This is a genomic window from Streptomyces sp. WG7, assembly GCF_049975785.1.
Lineage (GTDB): Bacteria > Actinomycetota > Actinomycetes > Streptomycetales > Streptomycetaceae > Streptomyces.
Genome location: NZ_JBNGGE010000023.1, coordinates 17,069 through 30,597 on the forward strand (window position 1 = coordinate 17,069; position 13,529 = coordinate 30,597).

8 protein-coding genes are annotated in these 13,529 nt (G+C 73.9%); 5 read left to right on the top strand and 3 right to left on the bottom strand.

Annotated features, from left to right (window positions below; all coding sequences use genetic code 11):
• Positions 1 to 20 precede the first annotated feature (20 nt).
• Both ACP4J0_RS22165 and ACP4J0_RS22170 read right to left on the bottom strand, forming a co-directional pair.
• Positions 21 to 1,247 carry an NAD(P)/FAD-dependent oxidoreductase gene (locus ACP4J0_RS22165; RefSeq protein WP_426600405.1) on the bottom strand — a complete coding sequence of 409 codons (1,227 nt, stop codon included), beginning with the start codon at positions 1,245 to 1,247 and terminating at the stop codon, positions 21 to 23.
• Positions 1,244 to 1,567, bottom strand: coding sequence for a bifunctional 3-phenylpropionate/cinnamic acid dioxygenase ferredoxin subunit (locus ACP4J0_RS22170; RefSeq protein ID WP_426600406.1), 324 nt, complete (start codon positions 1,565 to 1,567; stop codon positions 1,244 to 1,246). Before ACP4J0_RS22170 ends, ACP4J0_RS22165 begins: the two co-directional genes overlap by 4 nt.
• Before the next feature lie 205 nt (positions 1,568 to 1,772).
• Here ACP4J0_RS22170 and ACP4J0_RS22175 point away from each other — a divergent pair, with 205 nt between their 5' ends.
• From ACP4J0_RS22175 to ACP4J0_RS22195, 5 genes are all read left to right on the top strand, one after another.
• Positions 1,773 to 2,630: an IclR family transcriptional regulator gene (locus ACP4J0_RS22175; RefSeq protein ID WP_426600407.1), complete on the top strand. Its 858-nt coding sequence runs from the start codon at positions 1,773 to 1,775 to the stop codon at positions 2,628 to 2,630.
• A gap of 345 nt (positions 2,631 to 2,975) precedes the next feature.
• Entirely contained in the window at positions 2,976 to 4,061 is a 1,086-nt protein-coding gene (locus ACP4J0_RS22180; RefSeq protein ID WP_426600408.1) for an S-(hydroxymethyl)mycothiol dehydrogenase, read from the top strand.
• Positions 4,058 to 6,514 carry a GcvT family protein gene (locus tag ACP4J0_RS22185; RefSeq protein WP_426600409.1) on the top strand — a complete coding sequence of 819 codons (2,457 nt, stop codon included), beginning with the start codon at positions 4,058 to 4,060 and terminating at the stop codon, positions 6,512 to 6,514. The genes ACP4J0_RS22180 and ACP4J0_RS22185 overlap by 4 nt, the downstream gene beginning before the upstream one ends.
• A gap of 19 nt (positions 6,515 to 6,533) precedes the next feature.
• Positions 6,534 to 7,739, top strand: coding sequence for an N-methyl-L-tryptophan oxidase (gene solA / locus ACP4J0_RS22190; protein WP_426600410.1), 1,206 nt, complete (start codon positions 6,534 to 6,536; stop codon positions 7,737 to 7,739).
• Positions 7,736 to 8,863 carry an aromatic ring-hydroxylating oxygenase subunit alpha gene (locus ACP4J0_RS22195; protein ID WP_426600411.1) on the top strand — a complete coding sequence of 376 codons (1,128 nt, stop codon included), beginning with the start codon at positions 7,736 to 7,738 and terminating at the stop codon, positions 8,861 to 8,863. The genes solA and ACP4J0_RS22195 overlap by 4 nt, the downstream gene beginning before the upstream one ends.
• Here ACP4J0_RS22195 and ACP4J0_RS22200 read toward each other — a convergent pair.
• Positions 8,860 to 13,509, bottom strand: coding sequence for a hypothetical protein (locus ACP4J0_RS22200; protein ID WP_426600412.1), 4,650 nt, complete (start codon positions 13,507 to 13,509; stop codon positions 8,860 to 8,862). The genes ACP4J0_RS22195 and ACP4J0_RS22200 overlap by 4 nt on opposite strands.
• Between the last annotated feature and the right edge of the window lie 20 nt (positions 13,510 to 13,529).

The following is a 13,529-nucleotide window of genomic DNA, read 5'->3' on the forward strand; positions in this document are numbered from 1 at the left end:
GGCTACGGCGGGGCCGTGTCTCACGGCGCGGCCGACCGCAGACGGTCGGCCGTCGGTTGGATGCGGTCGGCCGCGGGCCGGTTCCACCCGGCCTCGCGGGCGATGTCGCGTCGGGCCCGCATGAAGGGGCGTGGCCGGTCCACGGCGAGTACCGCGGTCGTACGACCGTCGCGTTCGTATCGGACGAGGAAGCCGCCCTCGGCCGGCGCTCCGTCGGAGACCTCGCCTTCGGCGATGCGGGCGGTGTCGCCCTCCAGGCGTCGGCCGGCGAACTGAAGGCGGGCACCGTACTGGTCGGACCAGAAGTACGGCAGCGTTCTCGCGCTCTCCACGGTGCGTCCGGCGAGCAGGTTGGTCACGGCGGCCCGCGGCTGTTGCGTGGCAGAGGTCCAGTGCTCCGCGCGCGTGCCGCCGACGCGGGCGACGTCGCCGACGGCGACCACCTGCGGCAGGGACGTCACACAGCCCTCGTCGCACAGGACGCCGTCGTTCAGGGCCAGTGACGACCCCGCCAGCCAGGCGGTGTTGGGCGTGGCACCGATACCGACGACCACCACGTCCGCGGGCAGGGTACGGCCGTCGGCGAGTGCCACCGAGGTGACGGCGGTCGTGCCGTGCAGTGCGGCCACGGACGCGCCGGTGACCAGTTCCACACCACTGCGGCGGTGCAGCGCGGCGCAGACGGCGGCCATCTCGGCGCCGAGTTGGGGCACGAGCGGGAGCGGAGCGGCCTCGACGACGGTGACCGTGTGACCGAGGGCGGCGCACGAGGAGGCGGTCTCCGCGCCGATGAAGCCGCCACCGATGACGACGACTCTGCGGGGACCCCGGGTGAGCTCCGCGCGCAGGGCACGGGCGTCGTCCAGCGTACGCAGGGTGTGGACGCCGTCCAGGCCGTCGCCGGCCAGGCGCCGGGCCGAGGCACCGGTGGCCACGACGACGCCGTCGGTGGACACCGTACGGCCGTCGTCGAGCAACACCGTACGGCCGCGGGCGTCCAGGCCGCGGGCACGGACGCCGAGCAGCCACTCGGCGTTCAGCTCGGCCGTCTCCTCCGCATCGGTGAGGGCCAGTCGGTCCTCGTCCGCCCGGCCGGTGAGGAAGTCCTTGGAGAGGGGAGGACGGTCGTAGGGGCGGTGGGGCTCGTCGCCGACCACCACCAGCCGGCCGTCGAAGCCCTGGGCACGCAGTTCCCGGGCGGCGTACAGGCCGGACAGCGAGGCGCCGACGACCGTCACGGTCCTCATGCGGCGCTTCCCTCCTCCGTGGCGAGGCCGACGTGGACGATGCCGTCGTGGACGGTGACGCGGTGGGTGCGGACGGGCCTGCGAGCCGGGAGGCAGGTCGGCCGGCCCGTACGGAGATCGAACGAGGCGGCGTGCAGCGGGCATTCGACGAGGCAGCCCTCCAGCCAGCCCTCGGACAGGGAGGCGTCCTGGTGGGTGCATGTGTCGTCGATGGCGTAGAGATCACCGTCGTCGGTGTGGAAGACGGCGATCGGCGGGCTCGTCCCCACGCGGGCGGACTCCCCCTTGGGGAGGTCTTCGAGGCGGCAGACGGGAATCATGGCTCCCCCTCTCGGTCCGGAGCGCGTGTTCCCGACGGTGCGGGACGCGTGCTCTTCCGGGATCCGGACGCTTCGGTAACATGATGTTTCACATGACGCATTGAAGAGCGTCATGCGCAACAGAATCCGGGGCGGGTGCCCGTGGCGTCAAGGGCTTCCCGCAGATGCGGTCCGAACGGGGCCGCCAGGTGGTGGGAGTTGAGCCATGACCCGCACACAGAACCAGCCCGACCATGGTGAGGAGCACGTGGAGAACGCGGAGGACTTGGCGCGCTCGGCCCCCTCGGGCAGGCAGGCCGGCAGAGGGACGGCGAGCGCCGTGCAGTCGGTCGACCGCGCGGTGAGCGTGCTGGAGATCCTCGCCCGGCACGGGGAGGCGGGCGTCACCGAGATCGCCGACGAGCTGGACGTGCACAAGTCCACCGCGTTCCGGCTGCTCGGCGTGCTGGAGAACCGCGGCCTGGTGGCCCAGGAGAAGGAGCGGGGCAAGTACTACCTGGGTGCCGGCGTACTGCGCCTCGCGGGGGCGGCGGCAGTGCGCCTGGACATCTCGCAGGAAGGCGTACCGGTGTGCCGCGAACTCGCCGACGAACTCGGGGAGACGTCGAACATCGCGGTGCTGGACGACGACGCGGCGGTCAACGTCATGCAGGCCCGCGGCACCGCCTCCGTGACCGCGCAGAACTGGCTCGGCCGGCGCACTCCGCTGCACGCCACCGCCAGCGGCAAGGTGCTGCTCTCCCACCTGCCGCCCACCCTGCGCGAGGGCCTGCTGGCCCGCCCGCTGCACCGGTTCACCGAGCACACCGTCACCGGCGCGGCGGTGCTGCGGGGCGAACTGGAGGCCGTGGCCGGGCAGGGTTACGCGATCACGCAGGAGGAACTGGAGATCGGGCTCGCCGCCGTGGCGGCGCCCGTCCGTTCCCACGACGGCAAGGTGATCGCCTCGATCAGCGTCTCGGGGCCGGTGTACCGGCTGACGCCGGACCGGCTGCCCGGCCTCGCGAAGCGTGTCCTGGCGGCGGGGGCCGAACTGTCCCGCCGCATGGGGTACGGCTCCTGAGCCGACGACGGGAGGCACGGGACGGGACGGGCCCGAACGACGGGCCGGGCCGGGCCGGGCCGAAGCAGACAACCGCGGCGCGGGACCGGGATCCCCGAGGGTTCGTCCGGCCCCGCGCCCTTCCTCCGGCTTGCCCTTCCTCCGTCCCGCCCTCTCCGGCCCGCCCCTCCTCCGTCCCCGCGCCGTGGTGTGTCCGGTGTGTTCCGGTCCTGGTTCCTCTCGCCATTCGGCCCGTTCCCACGGCCAAGGGTCGCCCGGTCCTCTTGACGGCCGCTCGATGGCCTTCTCACTATGTTCCTCAGCGCGCAACCCATCGTGCAATGCGCAACAGCAGAGGAGCTTGTCGTGCCACACGAGGTCCGTGCCGTAGTCGCTGGGAAGAAGGGCGCACCGGTGGAGGTGCAGACGATCGTCGTCCCGGATCCGGGGCCCGGCGAGGTTCTCGTCGCGGTACAAGCCTGCGGGGTCTGCCACACCGACCTGCACTACCGGGAGGGCGCGATCACGGACGGCTTCCCGTTCCTGCTGGGCCATGAGGCGGCCGGCACGATCGAGGCCGTCGGAGCGGGTGTCCACGATCTGCGGCAGGGCGACTACGTGGTCCTCGCCTGGCGGGCGCCCTGCGGCGGCTGCCGTTCCTGCCGGCGGGGCCGCCCCTGGTACTGCTTCGACTCCCGCAACGCCGCCCAGCCGATGACCCTGCTCGACGGCACCGTGCTGACCGCCGCCCTCGGCATCGGCGCGTTCGCCGAGATGACGCTGGTCGCGGCGGGGCAGGCGGTGAAGGTCGACCCGGCCGCCCGGCCCGAGGCGGCCGGTCTGATCGGCTGCGGGGTGATGGCCGGGTACGGAGCCGCGGTCCACACCGGCGACGTCAAACGCGGCGACTCGGTCGCCGTCATCGGCTGCGGTGGCGTCGGCGACGCGGCGATCGCGGGCGCCGCCCTCAACGGCGCCACGAAGATCATCGCGGTGGACGTGGACAGCGGGAAACTGGACCGGGCGGAACGGTTCGGCGCCACACACACCGTCGACTCCCGCGGCACGGACCCGGTGGAGGCGGTCCGCGCCCTCACCGACGGCCACGGCGTGGACCTCGCGATCGACGCGGTGGGGCGTCCGGAGACGTTCCGTCAGGCCTTCTACATGCGCGACCACGCGGGCGTGCTGGTCCAGGTCGGGGTGCCCGCACCGGAGACGACGGTCGAACTTCCGCTCATCGACGTGTTCTCGCGCGGTGGCGCGGTCAAGTCGTCCTGGTACGGCGACTGCCTGCCGAGCCGGGACTTCCCGTTCCTCGTCGACCAGTACCTGCACGGGATGCTGGACCTGGGCGCCTTCGTGTCGGAGACGACCTCGATGGACCGGGTGGAGGAAGCGTTCGCCAAGATGCGGCGCGGTGAGGTGCTGCGCTCGGTGGTGGTCCTGTGAGCACCCGCGACGCCCACCCCGAAAGCCCCCGCGTGGTCGTCATCGGCGCCGGCATCGTCGGCTGTTCCCTCGCCGACGAGCTGACCGCCCGCGGGTGGCGGGACGTCACCGTCCTTGAGCAGGGCCCGCTGCCGGCCCCAGGCGGTTCCACCTCCCACGCGCCCGGCCTCGTCTTCCGGACCAGCCCGTCCCGGACCCTGACGGCCTTCGCCCAGTACACGGTCGACAAGTTCAGCTCCCTCGAGGCGGACGGCGTGCGGTGCTTCGCCCCGGTCGGCGGCCTGGAGCTCGCCACCACCCCGGAACGACTCGCCGACCTGCATCGCAGGGCCGGTCATGCCGCCGCCTGGGGTGTGCGCGGCGAGGTCGTCGACGCCGCCCGGTGCAAGGAACTCTGGCCGCTCCTCGACGCGTCGGTGGTGCTCGGCGGCTTCCACACCCCCGGGGACGGCCTGGCCCGCGCCCTGCACGCGTCCCGTGCCCAGCTCGACCGGGCCACCGCGCGGGGTGCCCGCTTCCTCGACCGGCACACGGTCACCGGCATCGAGCGGCGGGACGGCCGGGTCACGGGGGTCGTCACCGACCGGGGCGCGCTCCCCGCCGACCACGTCGTCTCCGCCGCCGGTTTCTGGGGGCCGGTCGTCGGCCTCATGGCCGGCGTCGACGTGCCCCTGCAACCGCTCGCGCACCAGTACGCGAGGACCGGGCCGGTGCCCCGGCTGAGCGGCGCCACGGAGGAGGCCTCGAAGCCGATCCTCCGCTTCCAGGACCGCGACCTGTACTTCCGAGAGCACACCGACCGGCTCGGCATCGGCTCCTACGCCCACCGCCCGCTGCCCGTGGACCCCTTCGCCGTCCCCGCCTACGACGAGGCTCGCGCCCGGGACATGGACATGCCCTCGTCCTACCCCTTCACCCCCGACGACTGGGCGCCGAGCTGGGAGGACTGCCGCCGGCTGATGCCCGCCCTGCGCGAGACGGAGATCGAGTCGGGGTTCAACGGCGTCTTCTCCTTCACCCCGGACGGCATGCCCGTCCTCGGCGAGTCGCGCACGCTGCGGGGATTCTGGCTGGCGGAGGCCGTCTGGGTCACCCACTCGGCCGGTGCCGCCCAGGCCGTCGCCGAGTGGATGGTGAACGGGCGGCCGTCGCTCGACGTGCACGAGTGCGACCTCACGCGTTTCGAGGAGGCGCAGCGTTCACCGGCGTACATCCGTGAGCGCGGTTCACAGCGGTTCACCGAGGTGTACGACGTCGTCCACCCGCTTCAGCCGACGGGGCGGCCGCGCCCCCTGAGGGTCAGCCCCTTCCACGCCCGGCAGCAGCGACTCGGCGCGTACTTCCTGGAGGGCGGAGGCTGGGAACGCCCGCACTGGTACGAGGCCAACGCCGGCCTCGCCGCGGACCTGCGGCTCCCCGCCCGCGACGCCTGGTCGGCCCGGCACTGGTCTCCCGTCGCCGCGGCGGAGGCACGGGCGACCCGCGAGAAGGCCGCCCTGTACGACATGACCCCGCTGCGCCGCCTGGAGGTCACCGGCCCCCGAGCCCTGGACTTCCTGGACCGCATGACCACCAACAACCTCCGCAGGAAGCCGGGCGCGGTCACCTACACCCTGCTCCTCGACGAGACCGGAGGCATTCGCTCCGACCTCACCGTCGCCCGCCTCGCCCCCGACCGCTTCCAAGTCGGCGCCAACTCCCCCGCCGATCTCGACCACCTCCTGCGCCACGCATCCGACGGAGTGCACATCAGGGACATCACCTCCGGCACCTGCTGCATCGGGGTCTGGGGCCCGCTCGCCCGCGACCTCGTCCAGCCACTGGTCCCGGACGACTTCTCGCACGAGGCGTTCGGCTACTTCCGCGTGAAGGAGACGTACGTCGGCCATGTCCCGGTCACGGCCATGCGCCTGAGTTACGTCGGTGAACTCGGCTGGGAGCTCTACACCACCGCCGACCTGGGGCTCAGGCTCTGGGACACGCTGTGGGAGGCCGGCCGGAGCCTGGGGGTGGTCGCGGCCGGGCGTTCCGCCTTCGACTCCCTGCGCCTGGAGAAGGGGTACCGGGCCTGGGGCACGGACATGACCGACGAGCACAACCCATACGAGGCGGGCGTCGGCTTCGCGGTCCGGATGGACAAGGCGGACTTCGTCGGCAGGGCCGCGCTGGAGCGCGCGGGCGCGCCGGCCCGGCGTCTGACGCCCCTCCTCCTCGACGACCCGGCCGCCGTGGTCATGGGCAAGGAGCCCGTCCACGTGGACGGCACGCCCGCCGGATACGTGACCAGCGCCTCGTACGGCTACACGCTCGGCCGCTGCGTCGCCTACGCCTGGCTCCCCGCCGGTCTGGCCACCGGCACCGGTGTGCACGTGGAGTACTTCGGGGAGAAGGTGCCCGCCACGGTCGCCGACGAGCCGCTGTTCGACCCGCAGATGTCCCGTATCCGCCGCTGAGGCCCCAGGAGGCTCGCTCTTGTCCCCCACCTACGACGTGATCGTCATCGGTCTCGGCGGCATGGGCAGCGCCGCCGCCCACCACCTGTCCGCGCGGGGTGCCCGTGTGCTGGGCCTGGAGAAGTTCGACCCGGTGCACAACCGCGGCTCCAGCCACGGCGGTTCCCGGATCACCCGGCAGTCGTACTTCGAGGACCCGGCGTACGTCCCCCTGCTGCTGCGCGCCTACGAGCTGTACGAGGAGTTGGAGCGGGCCACCGGCCGGGACATCGCCCTGCTGTGCGGCGGGGTGATGGTCGGCCGCCCCGACTCCTGGACCGTCTCCGGTTCGCTGCGTTCGGCACGCGAGTGGGACCTGCCGCACGAGATGCTGGACGCCCGGGAGATCCGCCGCCGGTTCCCCACGCTCGCCCCGCAGGACGACGAGGTCGCGCTGTACGAGGCCAAGGCCGGTCTCCTGCGCCCGGAGAACACCGTCGCCGCCCACCTCCAGCTCGCCACCCGGCAGGGCGCCGACCTGCACTTCGACGAGCCGATGACCCGCTGGGAGCCGTACCGGGACGGCGTGCGGGTGCACACCGCCGAGAACACCTACACCGCCTCCCGGCTGGTGGTCTGCCCGGGCGCGTGGGCACCGCGGCTGCTCACCGACCTGGAGGTGCCGTTCACGGTCGAACGGCAGGTCATGTACTGGTTCCAGCCGCGGAACGGCATCCGGCCCTTCCACCCCGACCACCACCCGATCTACGTATGGGAGGACGCGGCCGGCGTCCAGGTCTACGGCTTCCCCGCCATCGACGGCCCCGACCGCGGTGCCAAGGTCGCCTTCTTCCGCAAGGGGCGGGCCACCACCCCGGAGACCATCGACCGGACGGTCCACGACCACGAGGTCGAGGCGATGGCCGCCCACCTGTCCGGTTGCGTCCCCGACCTGCCCGGAACCCTCCTCAAGGCCTCGACCTGCATGTACACCACCACCGCGGACGAGCACTTCGTGATCGCCCGGCATCCCGCGCACCCCGACTCGGTGGTCGTGGCCTGCGGCTTCTCGGGGCACGGCTTCAAGTTCGTGCCCGTGGTGGGCGAGATCCTCGCCGACCTGGCCCTGACCGGCACCACCGCCCACCCCATCGGTCTGTTCGACCCCGCCCGCCTCCGCTCCCGGCTTCGCCCGGGCGGGGGGTCCCACACCACCGCCCCGCCCGCCCGAGGAGCACGCACGTGACGACGACTCCCCCGTCCCCCAGTCTCATCGCGACCCTGCCGGGCCACTACTACACCGACCCGGAGGTCTTCCGTCAGGAGCAGCGGCACGTCTTCGAGTCGATGTGGTTCTGCGCCGTCCGCGGGGCCGACCTCGACCGGCCCGGCTCCTTCCGCACCGTGCAGGTCGGCCGCGAGAACGTCGTCGTCACCCGCACCCGCGCGGGCGGACTCCGCGCCTTCCTCAACATCTGCCGGCACCGCGGGGCCCGGCTGTGCCTGGAGGAGTCCGGCCAGGTACGCCGCGGCCTCCGGTGTCCGTACCACGCGTGGACCTACGACCTCGACGGCAGGCTGGTCGCGGCGCCCAACCTGACGAAGATGCCGGACGTCGACCGTGCCGCGTACGGCCTGGTCGGGGTCGCTGTGCGCGAGTGGCTCGGCTACGCGTGGGTGTGCCTGGCCGAGGCGCCGCCCTCCTTCGAGGAGACGGTGCGGGGCGCGGCCGTCGAACGGCTCGGCGACCCGGCCGCGATCGAGCGGTACGGGACCGAGAACCTCGCGCTCGGGCGACGCGTCAGGTACGACGTGCGGGCCAACTGGAAGCTGATCGTCGAGAACTTCATGGAGTGCTACCACTGCGCGACCATCCACCCCGAACTCACCGACGTCCTGCCGGAGTTCGCCGACGGGTACGCGGCCCAGTACTACGTGGGCCACGGCGCCGAGTTCGGCGAGGAGGTGAAGGGCTTCACGGTCGACGGCGGCGAGGGCTTCGGCACGCTGCCCGAGTTGTCACCGGGCCAGGACCGTCGCTACTACGCCATCACCGTCAAGCCGACGGTCTTCGTCAACCTCGTACCGGACCATGTGATCCTGCACCGCATGTTCCCGCTCGCCGAGGACCGCACGGTCGTCGAGTGCGACTGGCTGTACGCCCCGGACGTCGTGGCGTCCGGGGCGGACCTGTCGCGGTCGGTGGAGCTGTTCCACCGGGTGAACACGCAGGACTTCGCGGCCTGCGAGCGGACCCAGCCGGCCATGTCGTCCCGGGCGTACCGTGCGGGCGGGGTGCTGGTCCCGACCGAGCACCACATCGGGGTGTTCCACGAGTGGCTGCTGGAGCGGCTGAACGAACCTGCCTAGGCGGGTGACTGGGCCGGCCGTCTGAACATCCGGGTCGCCGTGATCTCGCTGTGGACCGCCTCGCCGCCGCCCTCACCGGCCGGGGTCGGCTGGGGCAGTCCCGGCCGCAGGTGCTCCTCCACGCTGATGTACTTCAGGCCCGCCCGGAGGTCGGCGTCGTTGCGCAGCCGGATGACCAGCGGGAACTCCGCCAGCGCGGTCGTGTCGAACAGGCCGGTGGTGTACAGGAGCTGGACGCCGAGCGCGTCGGACACGGCCCGCTGGAGCTCCAGCAGATAGGTGGCGTTGGCGCGGCCGATGGGGTTGTCGAGGAACAGGGTGCCGGCGTGGCGGTGCCGGTCGCGGCCCCGGTCGTTGCTGCGGAGCGCGGCCATCGTGCAGTAGAGGGCGATGGCCGCGGTGAGCAGCTGCCCGCCGGAGAAGACGTCGCCCATCTGGCCGACGGGGACGCGCTCGGCGCGCAGTACGGCGTCGGGCTTGAGGATCTCGACGGCCACGCCCTTGGGCTGGAGTGCGGCGGCCACACCGCGCAGCAGCAGGGACATGCCGTCGCGGCGCAGGTCGGAGTTCTTCTTCACGGCCGCGCGGGTGGCCTCGTCGACGACCTCGCCGAGCCGCTCGGTGAGCGTGGCCTGATCGGGTTCCTCGAAGCGGATGCGCAGGAACTCCTGCCCGGACCACTCGCCGAGGCCCTCCGGGAGCCGGGAGAGCCGCTGGGCGGAGCGGAGCGTGGCGAGTGAGGACTCGACCAGGCCGCGCAGCCGGTCCACGATCGAGTCGCGGTTGCGCTCCAGCTGTGCCAGCTCGTCGGTCAGGACGCGCAGGCGGGGTGCGAAGGCGTCCGCCCACTTGGCGGCGTGCTCGGGCAGCGCGGAGGCGGGCAGCTCGCGGATCTGCTGGCGCGCGGGGGTGCGGACCTGCTCGTAGCGGGTGGAGTTGGCGTGGCGGACGAGGGCGTCGCTCGCCTCGCGCACGGCGGCCTCGGCGGCGGACAGGTCGGCGGCGCAGCCGCGCAGCGAGCGGCGGGCCTCGGCGGCGGCCCGGCGGGCGTCCTCCAGGCCGCCCGGGTAGGGCTCGGGCTCCTCCTGCTCCTCGTCGGCCGTGTGCTCGCGCATCAGGTCGCGGAGCATGGCGGCGATCTCGTCGAAGCCGCCGGCCGCGTCCTCGGCGGCACGGTGGGCGTCGAGGAGTTCGGCGTGCGCCTCGCGGGCCTGGGTGAGTGCCTCGGTTCGGGAGGCGAGTTCGGCGGTCGCCGTGCGCAGCAGGGTCTGGGCGTGCCCGGCGTCGCGCGGGAGGAGTTCCTCGGGGAGTTCGGTGTGGGCGTCGCCGTCCTCGGGTGCGTGCCGTTCGGCCTCGCCGCGCAGCCTGCCGAGCTGCTCACTCGCGCTGGACATGCGGGTCTCCAGGAGCTGCACCAGCTCCTCGGCGCGGGCGGCGGCGGCCTGCCGGGACGGTCCGTCGGAGCCGTCGGGCGACTCCAGCAGCTGCCCTGCCCGGGTGCGGACCTTGTTGCTGAGCCGGTCCAGGTCCGCGCGCGCGGCGCTCTCGTCGCTCTCCGCGCGGGCCTGTTCGGCGCGCAGGTCGGCGCCGACGCCCACCTTCTCGTAGAGCTGGGAGGCGGCTCGGTAGGCCTCGCGGAGGGCGGGCAGGGACGACTGCGGCGTGTCCGTGCCGTCCTCGGGTACGTCGTCGGGGGCGCCGGCGATCTCGGAGCGCTCGGCGCGCAGTGCGCGTGCGGTGCGGCGGGCGTCGTCGGCGGCGCGCTGGGCGGCGCGCCGGTCCTCGTCGGCGGCGCGGGCCCGCTCCAGGCAGGCCTGGGCGCGGGCCTCGGCCTCGGCGCCCTCGTCGGCCAGTTCACGGAGCCTGACCTGCCAGCCGGCGCGCTCGCGCAGCCGGAAGGCGAGTCCGGCGAGGGCGTCGGCGGCCCGGCGGGCCTTCTGCGCGGCCTCCTGCCGTTCGTCCCGCAGCCGTACGGCCTCGGCGGCGCTCTCGTCGGCCTCGGCCCGCACCGTGCGCGCCTCGGTCAGTTCGGCCTCGGTCTCCTCGGCGAAGGCGTGCGCTTCCTCGGCGGTCCGCGCCAGCTCGGCCAGGCGTCCGGCGGGGCAGCCGGTGCGCCAGGAGGCGAGCCGGGCCGCCAGTTCCCGGTCCTTGCCGAGCCGGGCGGCAAGGGTGCGGATCTCCTCGTCCCGCTCCGTCGCCCGCGCGCGCAGGGCGTGCCGCTCCTCGTCGGCGGCGTGCTCGTCGTGCATCGCGGGGTTCGGCGGTACGAGGAAGACGTCGCCGGCGTCGGAGCCCGGCGCGGGGGTGGGTGCGAGCAGGGCGGCGGCCGTGCCGACGGCGACGGCGGAGCGCGGCAGCAGGGCCGCGTCGCCGAGGACCTCGCGGGCGCGGGTGTGCGAGTCGGGGTCGGTGATGATCACGCCGTCGACCAGCTCGGGGCGGGCGGCCAGCACGCGCGCGTGGTCGGCCGGGTCGACGGCCTGCGCGAGGTAGCGCCAGCCGGGCAGGGCGGGGATGCCGTGCTCGCCCAGGAACTCCACGGTGGCCAGCACGTCCGGCCCGGGCGGCAGCAGTCCGCCGTCGCCGAGCGCGCCGAGGATGCGGGAGTCGTCGGCGGCGGCCGTGCGCAGCTCGAACAGCTGGCGTTCGGCGGAGGAGACGGTGTCGTCGAGGAGCTCGCGCAGTTCGTCGGCGAAGCGGTCGAGTTCCTCGGGGGTGAGGACGCCGTCGGCGGCCTCGGGCGCGGCGGCCGGGTCCCGGTCGGTCTCCTGGCGGGGCCGCGGGACACCGGGGCGGGTCTCGGCGGCCAGGCCGAGCAGCTCCGCCAGCCGCTCCTCGGCTGCCAGTGCCCCGGCCGTGCGGCGCTCGGCCTCATGGGCGCGTCCGGCCGCGGTGGCCGCGTCCGCCGCGCGGGCCGCCGTCAGTTCGGCGCGGCTCTCGGCGGCGGCCGCCTCACGCGCGTGCTCCGTGGCCCGGCGTGCCGCCTCCCGGGCGGTGTCCCAGGCCGCGACCGTCGTCTTCTCCGCGTCGCTGGCGGCGAGGGCGGCGCGGGCGGGGTCGGCGTCGGGCGCGCTGTCGTCGAGCCAGCCGGCGCGGACCGCCTCGTCGGTCTCCTGCTCGACCTCGGCGAGTCGCTGGCGCAGATGCCCGGCCTCGCTGCGGGCCCGCTGCGCCTCGGTGGCCGCGGTGGTGGCGTCCCGGTGGGCGGCGTCGCTGACCTCCTGGAGGGAAGCCGACCGCTCCTCCTCCTCGTTGGCGTGGTGTTCGACCTTCCCGGCCGCCGCGTGCAGGGCGCGGACGAGGTCGACGGCGGCCTTGGAGCGGGCGGCGAGCGCGGGTGCGGCGTCCCGCTCGGCCTCCTGGATCGCGGCGGACACGCGGGCGACGCGGTCGGCGGCGGCGCGGTGGCGCAGGACGGCCTCGGCGGCCTGCCAGGCGGAGTGCAGGGTGCGCGCGTCGGCGAGTTCGCGCTTCTGCGCGGCGGCCGACTTCTCGGCCGCGGTCAGGGCCAGCGAGGCGTGCCGGTAGGCGAGTTCGGCGGCGATGAGGGCGCTGCGGTCCTGGGCCGACTCGGCGTGCGTGACGGCGTACGCGGCGGCGGTGACCCGCTGGGCGAGGTCGCCGGCCCGACTCCGCTCCTGGGCGCCGCGGGCGGTGAGCCGGCGGGCCAGGGTCCTGGTCCGGCGTTCGGCTGCGCCGTGGATGTCCCGCGCGCGCGTGCGGGCGTCGGCGGCCTCGACGATACGGCCGAGGAGGTCGACGGACCCGGCGGTGAAGTCGCGTTCGGCGATCAGCTCGGCACGCCGGCCCAGTTTGCTGCCGAAGCCGCCGACCAGGTCGGCGAGTCCGTCGGTGTCGCGGGTGTCGGTGACGGCGCGCAGCAGCAGGTCGGTGAAGTCGGAGTCCTTCTTGACCGCGAAGAGACCGGCGGCCTCGCCCTCGTCGGCGTTCATCTCGCGCTGGTAGCGGAAGAGTTCCGGGTCGAGGCCGAGGTCGGTGAGGTGCTCGATCCAGCGGTCGTGGATCTCCTCCCAGTGCACTTCCAGGTGCGGGTAGGCCTTCCCGGCCTCGGTGATGGCGTCCCGGAAGCCCTTCATGGTGCGCCGTCGGCCCTGGGCGCCGGAGACGCCCTCGACGGGCGGGCGGACGGCGGTGGCCTCGGCGACGGGCAGGTTGTCCAGGGTGAGTCCGGGACCGGGCCGGAAGGAGTACCAGGCCTCGGCGAACTTGCGCGGGTCGCCGGAGACCTGGCGCCCGCGCCACTCGCTGACCTTGCCGACGACGACGCACTCGCCGGTCTGCACGTGCTGCCACTCCAGCGCGACGTGTCCACAGTCGTCGGCGAGCAGGAACTTGCGCAGCACTCCGGAGCTGGCGCCGCCCAGGGTGTTGCGGTGGCCCGGCAGCATCACCGAGAAGATCAGCTTGAGCAGGACGGACTTGCCGCCGCCGTTCTCCAGGAACAGCACGCCGGCCGGCGCGGGCCGGCGCGGGGGGCCGACCGGCTCCTCCTCGAAGAACTCCGCCTGCGTGGGCGCGGGGTCGGGCACGGGCCGGCCCACACCGCGCAGGTCAAGCACGGTGTCGGCGTAGCGCGCACCGGCGGGTCCGATGGAGTAGAGGCGGACCCGGGACAGCTCGTACATGGCGGACTCTCGTAAGTCTT

What these genes read in the sequence shown, in the direction of transcription:
- ACP4J0_RS22175 (WP_426600407.1), top strand. Translation starts at nt 1,773, where the DNA reads ATGACCCGCACACAGAACCAGCCCGACCATGGTGAGGAGCACGTGGAG.
- ACP4J0_RS22200 (WP_426600412.1), bottom strand. Translation starts at nt 13,509, where the DNA reads ATGTACGAGCTGTCCCGGGTCCGCCTCTACTCCATCGGACCCGCCGGT.
- ACP4J0_RS22165 (WP_426600405.1), bottom strand. Translation starts at nt 1,247, where the DNA reads ATGAGGACCGTGACGGTCGTCGGCGCCTCGCTGTCCGGCCTGTACGCC.
- ACP4J0_RS22170 (WP_426600406.1), bottom strand. Translation starts at nt 1,567, where the DNA reads ATGATTCCCGTCTGCCGCCTCGAAGACCTCCCCAAGGGGGAGTCCGCC.